The following is a 17,412-nucleotide window of genomic DNA, read 5'->3' on the forward strand; positions in this document are numbered from 1 at the left end:
GAAAATGAAATTTATTAAAGAACAACGTATCCGTTTCGAACATTGTGATCCCGCAGGAATTGTATTTTATCCTCGATATTTTGAAATGTTAAATGGGCTTATGGAAGATTTCTTTCGTGAGGTTTTAGAATATCCGTTTGAGCAGATGCATCAGGATAGCGGTATTCCGACGGTGGATATCAAAACACAGTTTAAATCCCCAGCACGTTTGGGCGATATTATTTCCAAAACGATGTTTATATCAAAGTTGGGTAAAACCTCGTGTACATACCAATATCATTTTAGTTTAGATAATAAAACAATTTTGGAAGGCGAAGGGACTGTTGTGTTTGTGAGTCTTAAAAACAATGGAATAGAGCCTAAAGATTGGGCTGCGCTGCGTGACAAAATGCAGGCTTATTGTGAATAAAACAGATGGAAATGTATTGTTAAAAGAAGAAAAGTGAAACAAAAAAACCTCGTAGATTTGCGAGGTTTTTTTATGTTTTAAGTATGTCAGATTAAGCGTTAGCTTCTACAGATACAAAAGATCTGTTGTTAGCTTTCTTTCTGAATACGACTTTACCGTCAACTAGTGCGAACAAAGTGTGGTCTTTACCGATTCCCACGTTTTCACCTGGGTGGTGTTGTGTACCTCTTTGTCTTACAATGATGTTACCAGCGATAGCTTCTTGACCACCGAAGATTTTAACACCTAATCTTTTAGAGTGAGATTCTCTACCGTTTTTGGAGCTACCAACTCCTTTCTTATGTGCCATCTTATTTTAGCTTTTTAAAATTAAACAATTATTCAGCTGATGTTTCTTCTTTTTTAGAAGCTTTTTTAGCTGGTTTAGCTTTTTTCTCACCGTCGAATCCTGTGATAGATACGATTTGGATTTGAGTTAATTGTTGTCTATGACCGTTTTTCTTAGCATAACCTTTTCTTCTTTTCTTTTTGAAAATGATTACTTTGTCAGCTTGAACGTGGTCAAGGATTTCTACTTCTACGGTGATACCGCTTACAGCTGGGGCGCCTACAGTTACTGCTCCGTTAACAGTCATAAGAACTTTGTCGAAAGATACTTTCGCTCCTTTTTCTCCTGCTAGACGGTTTACAAACAACTTCTGGTCTTGCTCAACTTTGTATTGAAGCCCTGCTATTTCTACAATTGCAAACATTGTTTATGATTTTTATATAATTATTCGAGGTGCAAATATAGTGTTTTTTACGAATTATAATATCAAATTATCTTTTTTATTTAAATTATTTATAATTCTGAGTTTTAATTCATTAGCTATTGGTAAATTTGGACTCGAATAATCAACTTTATGTTAGGATTTTTAAAGAAAAAAATTGCCAAAATTTGGGCAAAAAAACATGTTGCCAAAACACATGATTTTAAAACGAATGCTGTCGCACAACAAGAAGCTTTACTCTTAGATTTAATTAAAACTGCCGATAAAACCTTATTCGGACGTAGTCATCAGTTTGAAACGATACAGTCGATTGGCGATTTTCAAAAGCAAGTTCCGATTTCGGATTACGAAGATCTTCGCCCTTATATTGAAAAAATAAAAAAAGGTCAAGCCAAAATCCTTTGGTCAGGACTTCCAGAATATTTTGCGAAAACTTCTGGAACCACTTCGGGCGCGAAATATATCCCGATTTCTAAAGAAGCAATGCCTTACCAAATTGCTGCCGCGCAAAGTGCCATTTTCCATTATATTGCTAAAAAAGATAACGCAGATTTCGTAAACGGGAAAATGATTTTTTTGCAAGGTTCGCCAGAACTAGAAGAAGTGAATGGGATAAAAACAGGGCGACTTTCTGGGATTGTGGCACATCATATTCCTAATTATTTACAGAAAAACAGATTGCCAAGTTGGGAAACCAATTGTATCGAAGATTGGGAAGCCAAAGTGGATAAAATTGTGGAAGAAACGGAATATGAGAATATGACTTTGATTTCCGGGATTCCGCCCTGGTTGATTATGTATTTTGAAAAGTTGACCGAGAAACATGGTAAAAAGATTTCACAAATTTTTCCGAATCTTCAATTGATTATTACAGGTGGTGTTAATTATGAGCCTTATCGTGAAAAAATGAATGATCTTTTGGGAAAACCTGTAGATATTGTACAGACATTTCCTGCTTCGGAAGGGTTTTTCGCTTTTCAAGATGATTTTGAAAAAGAAGGCTTGTTGTTGTTGACCAATCATGGAATTTTTTACGAGTTCGTGCCTTTGGAAGATTTTGGAAAACCAGAGGCTAAACGCTTAACTTTAAAAGATATTGAACTCAATAAAGATTACGCATTGATTCTTACAACCAATTCTGGATTGTGGGCCTATTCTATTGGTGATGTTGTGCGTTTTATTGACAAGCATCCACACCGCATTTTGGTAAGTGGAAGAACCAAACATTTTACGTCTGCTTTCGGTGAACATGTTATCGCTTACGAAGTTGAAGAAGCCATGAAAGCAACGGTCGAAAAACACCCATGCCAAATCACAGAGTTCCATCTGGCGCCACAAGTAAATCCTGTAGAAGGTTTGCCTTATCACGAATGGTTTATCGAGTTTGATAAAGAACCGGAAAGTTTAGAACAATTTAGATTAGAACTGGATCAACAATTAAGAGCACGGAATACCTATTATGATGATTTGATTGCTGGAAATATTCTTCAAACTTTAAAAATTAAAAATTTAAAGAAAAATGCTTTCCAAGATTATGCAAAATCCGAAGGCAAGTTGGGAGGACAAAATAAAATTCCTAGATTGGCTAATGACCGGAAAATTGCTGAATTTTTAAAAAAATTGAGTTAATTACTTTAAAAGATATAGTATTAATGATTTCCCTCGAACCTCTTAAAGTTTTAAAAAATCAAGAATATAAGAATCTTCTTATGGGAAGATTTTTTTTAATACTTGCCTTCAGAATGTTGGCGACATTGCTCGGTTGGTGGGTTTATCAATTGACCAAAGATCCTTTGTCGATAGGTTTAATAGGGCTTTCGGAAGTTGTTCCCGCTGTTGGAAGTGCGCTGTATGCCGGCCATATTATTGACAATAACGAAAAAAAGAAATTGCTTTTAATCTGCAATTATGCTTATGTCGTTTTAATTAGTTTTCTTTTAATTCCTGCTTTTTTGGGACACAAATTTCATTTTACCGGGCACGAAATCACGTATTTTATTTATGTAATTATTTTTTTTACAGGGATTTGTCGTGCTTTTTTAGGACCTTTGGTTCCGTCCATGATTCCTAAAATCGTGAAGATGGAAAATCTTCCGTATGCTGTAACGATGAATCAGGCGACTTTTCTTACAGCATCTGTTTCTGGACATGCTATTGGCGGGTTTTTAATTGCTTTAATCACTATCAAATATACGTTGGTGGTCATTGTTTTTAGTATGATTATCGCTTCTATTTTCTTTTGGAATCTTAAAAAACAACATCCTGTTGTAGACCACGATGAAAAGCCCAAAGTTTGGCAAAGTATTAAAGAAGGCCTTTCTTTTATTGTGAGAACTAAGGAAATTCTTGGGGCGCAAATGCTCGATATGTTTGCTGTGTTATTTGGTGGTGCAGTGGCGATGATTCCCGTTTTTGCAAGCGACATTCTCAAAGTCGGTTCCGAAGGTTTTGGATTGTTAAATGCCGCGTCGGATATTGGATCGATGTGCGTTATTATTTTCTTGTCTATTGTTCCTTTAAAACGCAATCAAGGTAAAATTCTGTTAGCAGTGGCGGCAGGTTTTGGCTTGTGTATTATTGGATTTGGCTTGTCGGAGCTGTATTGGCTGTCATTTGGATTTCTAATGCTGAGTGGCATGCTAGACGGCATAAGTGTTGTAATCCGCGGAACGATTGTTCAATTAAAAACGCCTGACGAATTGCGTGGTCGCGTGATGAGCGTTAACTCTATATTTATTATGTCGAGTAACGAGTTGGGACAATTTGAAAGTGGTGTAATGGCGAAGATTTTTGGAGTCGCAAGATCGGTTGTTATTGGCGGTACATTAACTTTTGCGACTGCAGTATTTATTGGATCGACTTCACCAAAACTTCGCAAGATGGAATACTAATTTTTTGGGCAGCTATTTCCGTCTTCCGCTCCCAATCTTTTGTCATTCCTCATTCTTCGTCATGACAAAAGGATTTCCGCTCAAGCCGGGCTGCACAAGAATTGCACATAAAAAGGCGAACATTTTAAAATGTTCGCCTTTCATTATAATTTATCTTTTAAGACTAATTAATCAATTCAAATCTTGCGTATTCGGCAATTTTCTTTGGAAGTCTGATGCCTTCAGGTGTTTGGTTGTTTTCCAACAAAGCCGCCATAATTCTTGGAAGCGCCATTGCAGAACCATTTAATGTGTGCACCAATTGTGTTTTGCCCTCAGTTTTGTAACGGCATTTCAAACGGTTAGCTTGGAAGGTTTCAAAATTAGAAACAGAACTTACTTCTAACCATTTTTCTTGTGCAGCACTCCAAACTTCAAAATCATAAGTCATCGCAGAGGCAAAACCCGTATCGCCACCACAAAGTCTTAAAATTCTGTATGGTAATTCTAGATCTTCAAGAATAGATTTGATATGCTCTACCATTTCTTCAAGAACAGCATAAGAATTTTCTGGTTTTTCAATTCTTACGATTTCCACCTTTTCGAATTGATGAAGACGGTTAAGACCTCTTACGTGCGCACCATAACTTCCTGCTTCTCTTCTGTAACATTGTGAGAAAGCTGTGTTTTTGATAGGCAGATCTTTTTCGTCCAAGATAACATCACGATAAATGTTGGTTACCGGAACTTCCGCAGTAGGAATCAGATACAAATCGTCTGCACCAACATAATACATCTGTCCTTCTTTATCTGGTAATTGTCCCGTTCCGTAGCCAGAAGCTTCGTTAACAACATGTGGCGGATTAACTTCCAGATAGCCAGCATCGGTGTTTTTGTCCAAGAAATATTGCACCAAAGCACGTTGCAATCTTGCACCTTTTCCTAGATAAACGGGGAAGCCAGCACCAGCTATTTTTACACCCAATTCAAAATCGATAAGATTGTATTTTTTTGCGAGTTCCCAATGTGGGATTGCGCCTTCGCCAAGTCCTTCTACTGGTGTTGATTGATAGATGTTTTGATTGTCTTCTTCAGAACTACCCGCAACAACTTTATCGTTCGGGATGTTTGGGATTTGATAAAGAATATCTAACAAAGTTTTTTCAGCATCATTTAGTTGCTGTTGCAATTCTTTACTCGACTCTTTGTACTGCGCAGTTTGGGATTTTGCAGCTTCGGCGTCGTCCTTTCTGCCTTCTTTCATCATGATGCCAATTTCTTTCGAAATTTTGTTCATTTCAGCAAGTTGGGAGTCAAGGTCGAATTGAAGTTTTTTTCTGTTGTCGTCTGCGGAAATGGCAGCATCTACCAATTCTAAATTTTTGAAATGACGTTTCTTTAAACCTTCAATAACGCGCTCTTTTTCTTCGCGTAAAAAATTAACTTGTAACATAATTTTGTTGTTAGTATATTGATTTTGTTGATGCTTTCTGTTTTAAAATTAAATTTAAAAATCAAAAAACATCAGTTAAGATTGCAAAATTAGTGATTTTTATTTCACGATGTTGACAATATTCGGTTGAGTATCCGATTTTGTAAAGACCAATTGGTTGGAATGCCACATTTTGGAAACTTCAAACTTTTGTGGTGTCCAGTTGTATTCTATTCTTATCGTGTCATCGTCGATAACTGGCGCCTTGTCAACAATTTTTGTTAAACGAATAATCATCGACGAATAATAACTTTTTGAATTTTCGTTGATAGAATCTTTTATCAGACGTGTTGCGCCCGCCACATATTCCACATAACGTACAGAATCTTTGTCCATGATAATGTTGGAGCTAACCGGCTTTTGGTCAGTTGTTGCTAACAAATCTAACAGAGCGACATTGGTATAATGAGCATCAAGTTTTGTATTTAATAAATCTTGACCCGCATCATTTTTGATATAGATATTGAGGATTTGATCAATGTCTTGTACCACGTCGTCATCAGATCGGCAAGCGAGCAATGTTAGGAGGCTAAATATAAAAAGTGAAAATTGTCTTTTCATAGAACAAAGATAATTTTAAATCTTTAAAAAATTTAAGTTTAAAGACTCTTAAGGTATTTTGTAAAGAAGAAAAAATAAATTAAGCCTTCCCAAACCAAAATCGTAGTTAAGGAAATTCCCATACCGATTAAGCCAAATTCTTTAACCAACTGGAACGAAATAAGTGTCAAAAGAAGCAACGATATCGCCGACACCCACGTGTTAATTTCTATTTTTCCTACTGCTGGCAAAAGGTTTCCGTAAATGTTGCGAGAGAGCATTCCAAAGCAAAAACCAAATAATAGAATCATGAGCAAGTTGCCGTTTTCAATATATGTTTTTCCAAAAAATAACTGAAGAAGATCTGTTTTAAAAAAGTAAAAAAAGCCGAAAATAAAAATACAAATCGGGATGAATAATTTGTAATAGTTTCTTAAATAGGACGTCAAAAATGCTTTGTCTTTATGGTTTTTTGTAAGTCTTGGATAATCGCTCTGCATAAAACTTATCGCAAGAAACGGAATGTTCGAAGGTAACAAAATAGCGACTTTATAATTGGCGACAGCGGTTTCGTTCATTAAAAAACTTAATAACAAAATGTCTAATGAAAATAAAGTTTCGGAAATAACAGACGTGAATGCTGTGAAAATCCCGAAGCGCCATAATTCGCGCGTGTTAGGAAAGAGGCTTTTTTTGAAACTGAACATTTCCTTTTTTAACCAAAATAAAGAGGAGAAAGGCATCAGCGCCATCGCGGTCAAATAACCGTAAAATCCCCAATAATATGTCAGTAAAAAAAGCAGAATAAATCCACCAATATTATTAACATTATTGATTCTTGCAAAAATGTTATTTCGGCCTGTTATTCTGTAAAAAGTCTGTATATGATTCAGAAAATAAAATCCGAAAAGCCTTACGCCACAAAATAAAAATATAGTCAGGATGTCATCGTATTTTTCCATGTAAAACATAGAAAAACCAATAAAAATTGCGACCAATACGATTTCGTAGAAAAAGCCTTTGAAGAAAAGATAAGACGATAGTTTTCTTTTGTCTTCTTCATCATGCAAGGAGCCGTATCTCAAGAGAATTTGGTTGCTTCCTAATCCTGCAAATGGTAAAAATATTGCGAATACGGATAGCACGATGCTGAGAATTCCGAATTCATTTTCTGGCAATAATTTTATGATGACAATTGAGGATAAAAACCCACAAATTTTTGCAATCAAAAAAGATAAGAAAACAAAATGCCCTTTATTATTGAAAAAATTATTTAAAAATTCTTTCAAGCTATTCATGTGATTTCAGTGTAGCATGTTGGTTAATAGTCTGCTGGTAGATGTCGTCAAATTGCCTTGCAATCGCCTCTTGAGAAAAATTTTCTACCGCATATTCTCGGATTTTATTTGGATCTGCAAAGCGGATTTCTCCAGAAACAATTTTTTCTAGTTTATTGTACAAATCCTCTTGATTGGCTTTTTCGACACCAACGGCAAAATTTTCTATTATAAACTCTTTGGCGCCACCAACTTCTGTTGACACAACAGGAACGCCACAAGCATAAGATTCTAAAATGACACAACCTTGCGTTTCGTTATCGCTGAAAAGAATGAAACAATCGGAGTTTTGCATTTTTTTGGCAACTTCCTGATAAGAAATGGCACCAAAAACTTCGATGAAAGCGTTTGCGTTAAGTTGTTTTATTTTGTTTTGTAAAGGCACGATATCGCCGTCACCGCCAATTTCCAGTTGTACTTTATAATTGTTTTGGTGCAATTTGGCAACAACTTCTATAATTTCCAAAGGCCTTTTTCTGTCTATTAAACTAGAAACATGCAAAAATCTGAAATTCTGTTTTGGAAACTTCTGCTCACTAATGTCGAAAACCTCTGTCGATACAACATTTGTGATAATCTTCATCGGCGTTTTTATTCCAAGTTGAGAAAGGCTTTCTTTCAGATTGTTGCTTACAGGCATTACAAAGTTAGCTTTGGAAGCAATGTATTTAGCAATTTTAATAATAAACTGGGAAGTCTTGGCATGATTGTCTTTTTGTAAAGCGGTCCAATGTTCGGTAACAACAAAAGGAATCTTGTATTTTTTCTTTAAGTAAACCGCAAAAAGCATATTGTTATGCAACACGTTAGCGTGCACCAAATCTGGTTTTTTCAATTTTGAAAAGCCCAATTTGTAAGCTTTCATTCTTCTCAGAAAATTCGTGGCAGGATTGTTTGTGTTTTTGTAATAAACAATCAAAGTCCGAATGCCATTAATCATTTGGTCATCGAATATGAATTTCTCCTTTTGGTTAAAATCGCCAATAGCATGGAGGATTTCAACTTCGTGTTTCAGCGCCACAGCTTGGGCATGACGTTGCACAAAATTACCATTGGTAGGTTCTAATCTGTTAGGAAACCAAGAAGAAATGAAAAGTATTTTCAATGCAAATTATTTTATAGTCGCCGCCCAACTTCTGTTAAGTGGTTGCAAAAAATGGCTTAAAAAATCTAAATACGTATTTTTAGAAAAGTCGAAAACTTCAATGTCTTTTGATAATTCTCCATTTCTGATTTTATTTTTAAAATCGATAAGTTTTAGCGTTTTAACTTCTCCATTTTCCACAAAACTGGCTTTCATTCTGTCGAACAAACCAAGTTCATATTCTTTATCAAATTCGCGCATTAAACTTCCCAAAGCATCAATGCTACAGCCAGAAGCCATTTCTTTTTCCTCGTCCACACAGATGATGATGAATTGGTTTTTCTCAATTTTGAAAGAAGCTTCCAGAGGCTTGCCGTGCGCTGCCCAAGTTGACAAAAATTCGTACAGACGCTCTGCGATGTCTTTTGCTTCTTTTGTGGCAAAAGGACGTGACGCAGGATATATTATTACTCTATAATCGTTGGTTTCTACGATGCTAGATTCTTCAATTTTCATTTTAAATGTATTTAAATTTAAACCTAAAATTACGAAATATTCTTTAGTTGGCTATTCTAAAAAATAAAACCCAAGCCGTGCCTGAGTTTTAATTGTATTTTGAAAAGTCGGATATTACAAGTCGTCTGCTTCGGCAATAAGTTCTACAATATCTTTGACTTGTACTTCTTCGGTTTTGTTGAAATGCTTCACGCCATCTGTCATCATGGTATTACAGAAAGGACAACCTGTTGCGATGACTTTTGGTTGCTCTGCAAGCGCCTCTTCGGTTCTCTCAACGTTAATGTCTTTGTTGCCTTTTTCTGGCTCTTTGAACATTTGCGCACCGCCAGCACCACAACAAAGCCCATTGGTTTTGCAACGTTTCATTTCTACCAGTTCGGCATCTAGCTTTTCTAAAAGCATTCTTGGTGCTTCGTATTCGCCATTGCCTCTTCCTAAATAGCAAGGGTCATGGAAAGTGATTTTTTTACCTTTAAATTGTCCACCTTCTATCTTCAGACGGCCTTCTTCCATCAGTTGTTTTAGAAACTGCGTGTGGTGAAGAACTTCATATTTTCCGCCAAGACTTGGATATTCGTTTTTCAAGGTGTTGAAACAATGCGGACAAGCTGTAACGATTTTTTTAACATCGTAAGCGTTAAGAATTTCGATGTTTGTAAGTGCCATCATTTGGAAAATAAATTCGTTGCCAGCACGTTTTGCAGGATCTCCTGTGCAAGATTCTTCTTGTCCAAGAACTGCAAATTCAACACCTATTTTGTTTAGAATTTTACAAAAGGCTTTGGTGATTTTTTTGGCGCGGTCGTCAAAACTTCCTGCACAACCTACCCAAAACAAAACTTCTGGTGATTTTCCTTCGGCAGCATATTCTGCCATTGTTTTTATAGTGAAATCCATAATTAGTTTACCAATTTAATCAATGTATCAATTTACCAAATTTCAGTAATGTTACATTGCTAGATTTTTATATTTGTATTAGTTTTCGTTTGCCCAGTTGAGTCTGTCCGCTTGGTTGTATTGCCAAGGTGCAGCATTGTTCTCAACATTGGTCATCATCATATTCAGTTCTTGTGGCGCTGCGGATTGTTCCATAACCAAGAATCGTCTCATTTCAAAAATAATGGATAAAGGATCGAGTAGGATAGGACAAGCTTCGGTACAAGCATTACAAGTTGTACAGGCCCAAAGTTCTTCTTTGGTAATGTAATCGTTTAATAATTTTTTACCATCGTCCACAAATTTGCCGCCGTTGGCGTCCATATTCTTGCCGACTTCTTCTAGGCGGTCACGTGTCTTCATCATTATCAAACGCGGTGATAATTCTTTCCCAGTAATATTGGCAGGACAGTTAGCGGTACAACGACCACATTCTGTACACGAATAAGCGTTAAGAAGCTGAACTTTATTAAGATCAAAAACATCTTCGGCTCCGAACTTTGATGGCACTTCTGCTTGGTCTTCAGCTGGCGCCGCGTATGGATCAGCGTTGGGATCCATCATTAATTTGATTTCTTTGGTTACAGATTCCAAATTGTTGAATTCGCCTTTTGGATCAAGATTCGCATACCAAGTACTTGGAAATGCCAAGATGATATGTAAATGTTTAGAATAATAAAGGTAATTCATGAAGATTAAAATCCCTACAAAATGGAACCACCATGCTGCTTTTTCTACAAGAACTAAGAAGCCGTTGTCAAAGTTGAACCATTCCAAAATAGGAACGAACAGCATGTCGCTTATTGGAAAATAACCTGCGGCTTCATAAAAGCCTCTTGCCTGAAGAATAGATTCTGAAGCATTTAGTTTGAAGAATGCCATCATCAAAGCAAACTCGATAATCAAAATGATGTTGGCATCATCTTTTGGCCAGCCGACAAGTTCTTTCATTGTTAAACGTTTTACGCCAACAATGTTTCTTCTGATAAAGAATACAACAACTGCAAAGATTACTAAAATAGCCAATACTTCTAAAGTTGCTGTAAAGACGTTATAAAATGTATCTCCTAAAATAGAATGTAAAAAGCGATGTGTCCCGAAAATTCCATCGACAATTATTTCTAACAATTCGATGTTAATAATTACGAATCCAACATAGACAAATACGTGTAAAATGGCTGCAATAGGGCGTTTTCCCATTTTGCTTTGTCCTAAAGCTACACGTGTCATGGTTGCCCAACGTTCGGACTTTCTGTCGGATCTGTTAATGTCTTTACCAAGGTTGATATTTCTATAAATCTTTTGTAAGCTTTTCGCAAACATGCCAAAACCAAGAATCAAAAGAATTACAAAAATGATGTTGTCAATATACTGCATATCAATCGAAGTTATTTTTTTCCAAATACAGAAATGTTAATGTAACGTTTAGGGTTAGCTTTAAGATCTTCTATTAAAGCGTTAAGACTGTTAGATGTTTTGTTCAGATTGTTGTAAAGTTCTTCATCTTTGGTAAGCTTTCCAAGAGAACCTTCTCCATTTTGTATGCCAGAAATAACAGAATTCAGTTTGTCTGCTGTTGTGCTAAGATTGTCAATGGCAGAGTTCAGTTTTTTAACATCAACATTGTCGGCAACTGTCCCGAATTTTTCTACTGTTGTTTTTGTAGACTGTAGAGTTTTGTTGGTATTATCAAGTACCGAATGGATGCCAGCTTCGTTATTCGCTAAAAGTCTGTTAGTTTGGTCAGCTGTTGTTTTGAAAGCTGCAACCGTTTGGTTTAGGTTGGCTAAAAGTAGTTTTATCTGTTGGCGATTTTGTTCATCTACCAATTTGTTTGCACTTACCATAGTTGAGTCTAGTTTTGTAAGAACGCTAGCAACTTGGTCTTTTACAGGTCCGACTTGTGAGGCTAAAGAGTTTAACATTGATAGTTGGAAATTCCCCATCAAAGTGTCACCGTCTTTAGCAAGGATATTTCCTTTGGCTAAATTAATCCTAAGCTCTTTGCCAGACATTAAGCCTGGCTCAAAGATTTCTACTTTAGACTGTTTAGAAAATTCGAATCTGTCGTTCACAGTAATTTCAACGACAAAGTGGATGTCGCCAGAAGTCGTCGGGATAGGTTTGATGTCAGAAACCTGACCTACACGTAATCCATTGATGGAAACTGGATTTGATTTTGCTAAACCTTCAACGTTATCGTATTTAATGTAATATTGATTATCGGTAGAGAAGATGTTTTTCCCTTTCATAAATTGATACAATATGACAAAGGAAATAACCGCAAATATTGCGATAAGACCCGCCTTTAATTCTTTACTAAACTTCACGTAAATATTATTTTTTAGGTTACAAATATAAGAATATTGAGATTAATATTCTTTCTAAATAAAATAAGAAAAGCGATTTGCAAAAATACAAACCGCTTTTCTTTATGTTTTTAAATAATTTTATTCTTATTGGTGGTTTTTATCCCAAACTTCAATTCTGAAATCTTCGATATCCGCGTTATCCTGAAGAGATTTAAGATAACCTTGTCCGAACATAGAACTATTTTGTTGTTGGATAGACTCAACGACTTGTTTAGCATCACCAGGCATTTTGTTACTCTTAAGCGATTTGCGTTGTACAACATATACGCCACTCATCCCTTCGATAGGAGAAGAAAGCTTGTTGTTTGCAACACCGAAAGCCGCACCAGCAACTTTTGGCTCCATAGAGTTTGCTAAGAATGCGTTGAAGAAGTTGATGTCAGAGTTTGCTTTTTGTGTGTTGAACATTTTCGCAATTTGATCTAGACTTCCCGCTTTTGCAGAATTGATTTTTTCTATGATTTTCTTCGCAAGCAACTTGTTTTTCACAATAGGTTCAATCTGTTCTCTGACGCTTTCTGGATTTGCCAGACCTGCATCTTGTTTGCCAGCAACGTAAACAACAATGCGATCTCCTGTCCCGTCAACAGTGAAGATATCCGTATCTCCAATTTCTCTTTTCTTGTCAAATGCCCACATTAATATTTCTGAATCTTTATCCGTTCCTAAACCAGGCAATTGACCTTGGAATCGTGTAACAGATTTTGGATTTTGCATAGTAAAGCCACCCTTTTTAGCAATGTTAGAGAATTCGTTAAAGCTCTTACCTTGGATTTGTTGGATAAATCGTGTTGCTTTATTGTGAACATCGCTTTCCGTTTTGTCGGAAGCTTTGATGCTTTTTGCTAAATGAGCTACTTTGTAAGCCATGCTACCCGCTTTTTTATCATCGATTTTGATGATGTGGTAACCGAACTGCGTTTCTGCTAATCCGATTGTTCCTTTGCTGTTTGTTGCTAAGAATTGCAAATATCCTGGCGCAAATTGAGATTCTGGTGTTGTCCATCCCACGCTACCTTTTCTTTCAACAGCGTTCGGTTCATCAGAGAATTTTAAATCTTTATCAAAATTAGCAGCGTTTGATTTTGTGTCTGCAAGGATGCTGTCAGCTAGTTTTTTTGCTGCTTCTTTCGTTCTTGTCGCTGTCGATCTTTCCGCGCCTTTGTAAGCGATAAGAATGTGGCTTGACAATGTAGAGTCAGAAGGTTTCTTATCTAGCAATTTTGATACGATATAATAATTTTGCTCTTTATATGGTCCAAATGTTTGTCCTATTGCAGCAGAGGCGATTTTGTCTTTTAAAGTGCTTGGTAGTTGTTCTGGCTTCAGGTACTGCGGGATGTATGGAACATCTGAGTTAAGCTCAACAAACATAGAGTCATTTGTTGTGTTTTGGAAGTTCTCAGTTCCGTTAAAAGCGTCAGATCCTTTTAGGAATAATTTGTTTAATTCATTAAGCGAAGCCGCGTCGTCTTGCGCACTTGGCGTTGCAGGGAAATAAACGTATCCTAAGTTACGGTTAGCATCAACTTTGAATCTTGTTGGGTGAAGTTTGATATAGTCCAATAAATCTTGTGTTGTAACTTTTACAGGATTTATTTTCTCAAAACTTGTATAATCAACTTTTACATAATCGATGTTTGCTATCTCATCACGTTGTTTCACGATAAGATCTGCTTCTTTTTTGCTGGCGGTAATGCCGTTTCCTAAGTTACCGAAAAGAATTCTTGCCATCATTCTGTATTCAATTGATTTTTTGTTTCTTAACCAACTGTTATACATTTCTGCCTCCCCAGAATTTTGCAGGCTTTCGATTTGTTTTTTTATGTCTTGCAGTTTGAAGTTTCCTTTTTCGTCAAAATTTGAAGGATTTTGTGCAAACATTGGATCGTACTGAAGTTGGCTCCAGAACACATCGTCTGTTAATTCAAGTCCTAATTTTTCAAACTCTTGTTTGATTAGTTTGGATTGTACCAATACTTGCCAAGCTTGTTCTTCAAGTCCGTTTTGTGGTTGTCCTTGTTGTTGAGCCTGTTGTTGAAGTACAAATAATTGGTCATTGAACTCGTCACGGCTAATATCTTCGCCATTAACTTTTCCTAAAATACTAGGGTTTTTTCCAAAAACCTGATCAATAGTATCTGGATTTATTAAGAATGCTACTAATGCTAAGGCAATAACACCCATCAATAACCAAGGTCGTTTTCTAATCTCTCCTAAAACTGCCATTTTTTGTTATGTGTTTATAATCAATTCGCGAAAATACATATTTTTAAAGGAAAATGAAAAATTTGTTTTAAACTTTTATCAATCTGAATGCTATATTAAGAAAAAACCACCGAAAAAATCTTTTTCGATGGCCTTATTTGGAAGAGCTTTGGTGATAGCTATTTTTCCTTTCCACCATACTTTTTATCTATAATTTTGTCCCGGACTTTACCTTCGGTTTGGAAAAATTTTAAAACTTGTTGAGGTGTTAATATTTTTAAAAATTTGTCCGCGTATAATTGTCTATTGTTTAAAAGCTGTTTTCCAACTTCAAAACTTTCGTCAAGTTTTTGTTTGGCTTCATCGTTGCTCAATTTTTCAATGTCAATAGTACCTTTGAATTTGTCTTTAATTTGTTTCTGGCTCAAGGTATATTGTTTAAATATTTCTTTGAACTCTTCCTGCGACTCTTTCGGAATGTTTAATTCGTCGAGTATAATATCTTCTTTTACAGTCTGCATAAATTGGGAACGCTCTCTAGGATTCATGTTTTTTATCATTTGATGACGTTCTTCTTTATCCAGCTGATTCCAGTTGTTTATAGAATTTTGTTGCATTTGCGAAGTTGTTCTTGTCCTGTTAAAATCATTTTGACTAGGACTGAAATTGTTGCCAAGCCCACTGCTTCTTAATTGCGAGGTTGTGGTTTGGTTATTCGTTCTTTGTTGGCTGCGCTCTGTGGCATTTCCACGCCGTTCGGTTTGTGCATCAATATGTAGACTGAACGCCATTAATATTAAACTAAACAATGTTTTTTTCATAACTTTCATTTTTGTGTCGTTTAATTATATAAATCTAAATATACATCTTGATCGACACCTCGTTCGACTTCCGAAATCTGGGCTGGTGTGAAAACTGCTAATATTTGATTCATTTTGTTTTCTGATGAATTGTTGGCGTTAGCAAAAGATGTTGTTGGTGTTTTTTTCTTTGTTTTTGCTGCTGCTAATAATTCTTTAGTTTTCTTTGGCGATCCAGATGTTGTGTGTTGTTCAGCAATACGCTTTTCTGATTTAATAATATTTTGCTTTGTTTCGACTGTCGGTTCAGGGTTGTTTATTGCTAAGTCCTGATTTTGTATTGAAGAATAACTGCTGTCAATAATAATTTTTTGTTGGGTAATAGATTGTTGTTTTTCAATGTTTTGGTTGTTAAGAGACCAAAAGCTAAGCCCTCCGATAACTGCGATAGCTGCAGCAGCGGCCCATTTGAAATTAAATGAGATAATTCTTCCTTCTTTCTTTTGAAGCTTGGTCTTTTCAATAACCTTATCTTGCATTGACGCAAAAAAATCGGTCGGTGTTGTGAAAGTATTTTTACGTTCTAGATTTTCTAAGTCAAAATTTTTCATCGCTTTTATTTTACTATAGCTCGCCAGAATAATTGTCTTTTATAAAATTTTCAATTTTTTCTTTAGCGTAATGATAGTTAGTTTTTAATGTCCCGACAGACATGTCCACAATTTTGGAAATCTCTTCGTAAGGCAAATCGTCATAGTAACGCATTGTAAATACCAATTTTTGTTTTTCTGGAAGGCTTTGTATTGCCTTTTGTAACATAACTTGTATTTCTTCTGCATCTTTTTCCGCGTTATCAGCCACCAGATTCTGCATATAGTAATCTGGGTCTTCATCGGCCTTTTTCATCTTTTTCATTTTGTTAAGTTGTTGCAAAGCTTCGTTGGTAGCAATCCGATAAAGCCAAGTGTACAACTTGCTATCTTGTTTGAATTGATGAAAATTCTGATAGGCTTTGATAAACGTTTCCTGCAATACATCCTGTGCGAGATCGTGGTCAACAATCAATCGACGAATATGCCAATACAATCTGCTTTGGTGTATATCCATCATCGCACGAAGCCCTTTTTCCACAGTTTTTGGCTGTGTCATCAGCTTGATAATGTCATCGTCTGTAAGCTTCATGTGGGATGTTTCATTTATTGGATAATTATTTTAATCCAAAGTTAAAATTGTTTTTTAATTTTTTGATTTTCTAAGGATAGTTTGTTCCTGAAATCTGCTAAATTGCAAGAAATATTAAAATACCAAAAAGTGAAAATCGTTATCATTGGCTCTGGAAATGTCGCATATCATCTCGCAAAAGCACTAATAACAACCGAACAAAATTTAGTCCAAATTTTCGGAAGAAATCAGAAAGTTCTAAAAAATATCTCAGAAGAACTTAATATTCCGTTTTCTACAAAAAATTTGGCGGATGCAGACTTGTATATTATTTCGGTTAGCGATTCTGCGGTAGAAGCGGTTTCCCAGCAGGTTTTTAAAAAGAACGCCATTGTTGCTCACACTTCCGGTTCTTTGCCGAAAGAAATTTTGCAAGGTAATTATCAAAAAGCGAGTTTTTATCCTTTGCAAACTTTTTCGAAAATTAAAGATTTAGATTATTCTGAAATTCCGTTTTTTATTGAAGCAGAAACGGAAGATGTGGTTGAAAAATTAAAAAATATAGCCGAAAAAATTTCAAAATATGTCGAAGTTGCCGATTTTGAAAAGCGAAAATACATTCATCTAACTGCTGTTTTCGCATGCAATTTTGTTAATCATCTTTTTGCAAGAGCAAAAGAGATTTCGGATTCACAGAATATTTCGTTTGATTATTTTATGCCTTTGATAGAAGAAACCTTTGATAAAATAAAATCCGTGGAGCCCAAAGCAGCACAGACTGGACCTGCGGTTCGTAATGATAAACGGATTCTCGAAGCGCATCAATCATTGATTACAAATCCAGAGCAACTCGCTATTTATAACTGTATGAATGCTTCAATCAAAAAAATGTACAAGCTGGATTAATTTTTTGT

Annotated in this window: 18 protein-coding genes; 4 read left to right on the top strand and 14 right to left on the bottom strand. The window is 35.8% G+C overall.

The genetic code is table 11. The features are described from left to right. Nucleotides 1-4 precede the first annotated feature (4 nt). Nucleotides 5-409, top strand: coding sequence for an acyl-CoA thioesterase (locus G6R40_RS11435; protein ID WP_165135547.1), 405 nt, complete (start codon nt 5-7; stop codon nt 407-409). A 91-nt stretch (nt 410-500) separates the two neighbouring features. Here the strand turns inward: G6R40_RS11435 and rpmA are convergent, their stop codons facing one another. Both rpmA and rplU read right to left on the bottom strand, forming a co-directional pair. Further along, a complete protein-coding gene (gene rpmA, locus G6R40_RS11440) occupies nt 501-758 on the bottom strand; it encodes a 50S ribosomal protein L27 (RefSeq protein ID WP_165135550.1) in 258 nt (85 codons plus the stop codon). A 28-nt stretch (nt 759-786) separates the two neighbouring features. Next, nucleotides 787-1,161 (bottom strand): 50S ribosomal protein L21, encoded by a 375-nt coding sequence (gene rplU, locus G6R40_RS11445; protein ID WP_165135553.1) that lies wholly within the window; start codon nt 1,159-1,161, stop codon nt 787-789. A gap of 150 nt (nt 1,162-1,311) precedes the next feature. Between rplU and G6R40_RS11450 the strand changes: the two genes are divergently transcribed. Together G6R40_RS11450 and G6R40_RS11455 are read left to right on the top strand one after the other, a co-directional pair. Further along, complete coding sequence (locus G6R40_RS11450) at nt 1,312-2,808, top strand: GH3 auxin-responsive promoter family protein (protein ID WP_165135556.1); 1,497 nt, start codon at nt 1,312-1,314, stop codon at nt 2,806-2,808. A gap of 23 nt (nt 2,809-2,831) precedes the next feature. Continuing rightward, entirely contained in the window at nt 2,832-4,070 is a 1,239-nt protein-coding gene (locus tag G6R40_RS11455; protein WP_165135559.1) for an MFS transporter, read from the top strand. A 163-nt stretch (nt 4,071-4,233) separates the two neighbouring features. Here G6R40_RS11455 and serS read toward each other — a convergent pair whose 3' ends face one another. The 12 genes from serS to G6R40_RS11515 form a co-directional block, all read right to left on the bottom strand. Continuing rightward, on the bottom strand, nt 4,234-5,502 hold the full coding sequence (gene serS, locus G6R40_RS11460; protein WP_165135562.1) for a serine--tRNA ligase: 1,269 nt from the start codon (nt 5,500-5,502) through the stop codon (nt 4,234-4,236). A gap of 99 nt (nt 5,503-5,601) precedes the next feature. Further along, nucleotides 5,602-6,102 carry a hypothetical protein gene (locus G6R40_RS11465; RefSeq protein WP_165135565.1) on the bottom strand — a complete coding sequence of 167 codons (501 nt, stop codon included), beginning with the start codon at nt 6,100-6,102 and terminating at the stop codon, nt 5,602-5,604. A gap of 38 nt (nt 6,103-6,140) precedes the next feature. Beyond that, entirely contained in the window at nt 6,141-7,379 is a 1,239-nt protein-coding gene (locus G6R40_RS11470) for an oligosaccharide flippase family protein (protein ID WP_165135568.1), read from the bottom strand. Further along, on the bottom strand, nt 7,372-8,523 hold the full coding sequence (locus G6R40_RS11475; RefSeq protein WP_165135571.1) for a glycosyltransferase family 4 protein: 1,152 nt from the start codon (nt 8,521-8,523) through the stop codon (nt 7,372-7,374). Before G6R40_RS11475 ends, G6R40_RS11470 begins: the two co-directional genes overlap by 8 nt. Before the next feature lie 6 nt (nt 8,524-8,529). Next, on the bottom strand, nt 8,530-9,018 hold the full coding sequence (locus G6R40_RS11480) for a hypothetical protein (RefSeq protein ID WP_165135574.1): 489 nt from the start codon (nt 9,016-9,018) through the stop codon (nt 8,530-8,532). A gap of 114 nt (nt 9,019-9,132) precedes the next feature. Further along, on the bottom strand, nt 9,133-9,918 hold the full coding sequence (locus G6R40_RS11485) for a (Fe-S)-binding protein (RefSeq protein ID WP_165135577.1): 786 nt from the start codon (nt 9,916-9,918) through the stop codon (nt 9,133-9,135). Nucleotides 9,919-9,996: 78 nt separating this feature from the next. Continuing rightward, complete coding sequence (locus G6R40_RS11490; protein ID WP_165135580.1) at nt 9,997-11,334, bottom strand: (Fe-S)-binding protein; 1,338 nt, start codon at nt 11,332-11,334, stop codon at nt 9,997-9,999. 11 nt (nt 11,335-11,345) lie between these two features. Next, on the bottom strand, nt 11,346-12,287 hold the full coding sequence (locus G6R40_RS11495) for an MlaD family protein (RefSeq protein WP_165135583.1): 942 nt from the start codon (nt 12,285-12,287) through the stop codon (nt 11,346-11,348). A gap of 126 nt (nt 12,288-12,413) precedes the next feature. Continuing rightward, on the bottom strand, nt 12,414-14,558 hold the full coding sequence (locus G6R40_RS11500; protein ID WP_165135586.1) for a SurA N-terminal domain-containing protein: 2,145 nt from the start codon (nt 14,556-14,558) through the stop codon (nt 12,414-12,416). Between the two features lie 158 nt (nt 14,559-14,716). Further along, nucleotides 14,717-15,358, bottom strand: a complete 642-nt coding sequence (locus G6R40_RS11505) for a hypothetical protein (RefSeq protein WP_165135589.1) — start codon at nt 15,356-15,358, stop codon at nt 14,717-14,719. A 20-nt stretch (nt 15,359-15,378) separates the two neighbouring features. After that, entirely contained in the window at nt 15,379-15,948 is a 570-nt protein-coding gene (locus G6R40_RS11510) for a hypothetical protein (RefSeq protein ID WP_165135592.1), read from the bottom strand. 13 nt (nt 15,949-15,961) lie between these two features. Then, nucleotides 15,962-16,519: an RNA polymerase sigma factor gene (locus G6R40_RS11515; protein WP_165135595.1), complete on the bottom strand. Its 558-nt coding sequence runs from the start codon at nt 16,517-16,519 to the stop codon at nt 15,962-15,964. Nucleotides 16,520-16,621: 102 nt separating this feature from the next. Here G6R40_RS11515 and G6R40_RS11520 point away from each other — a divergent pair, with 102 nt between their 5' ends. Next, the gene (locus G6R40_RS11520) at nt 16,622-17,404 is read left to right on the top strand and encodes a Rossmann-like and DUF2520 domain-containing protein (RefSeq protein WP_228455853.1); all 783 of its coding nucleotides are present in this window, start codon (nt 16,622-16,624) and stop codon (nt 17,402-17,404) included. The last annotated feature ends 8 nt before the right edge of the window (nt 17,405-17,412 follow it).

This window comes from Chryseobacterium sp. POL2 (assembly GCF_011058315.1).
In the GTDB taxonomy this organism is placed as follows: domain Bacteria; phylum Bacteroidota; class Bacteroidia; order Flavobacteriales; family Weeksellaceae; genus Soonwooa.

Excerpts from the sequence above, each read along its gene's own strand:
- G6R40_RS11435 (WP_165135547.1), top strand. The coding sequence starts at position 5 with ATGAAATTTATTAAAGAACAACGTATCCGTTTCGAACATTGTGATCCC.
- rpmA (WP_165135550.1), bottom strand. The coding sequence starts at position 758 with ATGGCACATAAGAAAGGAGTTGGTAGCTCCAAAAACGGTAGAGAATCT.
- rplU (WP_165135553.1), bottom strand. The coding sequence starts at position 1,161 with ATGTTTGCAATTGTAGAAATAGCAGGGCTTCAATACAAAGTTGAGCAA.
- G6R40_RS11450 (WP_165135556.1), top strand. The coding sequence starts at position 1,312 with ATGTTAGGATTTTTAAAGAAAAAAATTGCCAAAATTTGGGCAAAAAAA.
- G6R40_RS11455 (WP_165135559.1), top strand. The coding sequence starts at position 2,832 with ATGATTTCCCTCGAACCTCTTAAAGTTTTAAAAAATCAAGAATATAAG.
- serS (WP_165135562.1), bottom strand. The coding sequence starts at position 5,502 with ATGTTACAAGTTAATTTTTTACGCGAAGAAAAAGAGCGCGTTATTGAA.
- G6R40_RS11465 (WP_165135565.1), bottom strand. The coding sequence starts at position 6,102 with ATGAAAAGACAATTTTCACTTTTTATATTTAGCCTCCTAACATTGCTC.
- G6R40_RS11470 (WP_165135568.1), bottom strand. The coding sequence starts at position 7,379 with ATGAATAGCTTGAAAGAATTTTTAAATAATTTTTTCAATAATAAAGGG.
- G6R40_RS11480 (WP_165135574.1), bottom strand. The coding sequence starts at position 9,018 with ATGAAAATTGAAGAATCTAGCATCGTAGAAACCAACGATTATAGAGTA.
- G6R40_RS11485 (WP_165135577.1), bottom strand. The coding sequence starts at position 9,918 with ATGGATTTCACTATAAAAACAATGGCAGAATATGCTGCCGAAGGAAAA.
- G6R40_RS11490 (WP_165135580.1), bottom strand. The coding sequence starts at position 11,334 with ATGCAGTATATTGACAACATCATTTTTGTAATTCTTTTGATTCTTGGT.
- G6R40_RS11500 (WP_165135586.1), bottom strand. The coding sequence starts at position 14,558 with ATGGCAGTTTTAGGAGAGATTAGAAAACGACCTTGGTTATTGATGGGT.
- G6R40_RS11505 (WP_165135589.1), bottom strand. The coding sequence starts at position 15,358 with ATGAAAAAAACATTGTTTAGTTTAATATTAATGGCGTTCAGTCTACAT.
- G6R40_RS11510 (WP_165135592.1), bottom strand. The coding sequence starts at position 15,948 with ATGAAAAATTTTGACTTAGAAAATCTAGAACGTAAAAATACTTTCACA.
- G6R40_RS11515 (WP_165135595.1), bottom strand. The coding sequence starts at position 16,519 with ATGAAGCTTACAGACGATGACATTATCAAGCTGATGACACAGCCAAAA.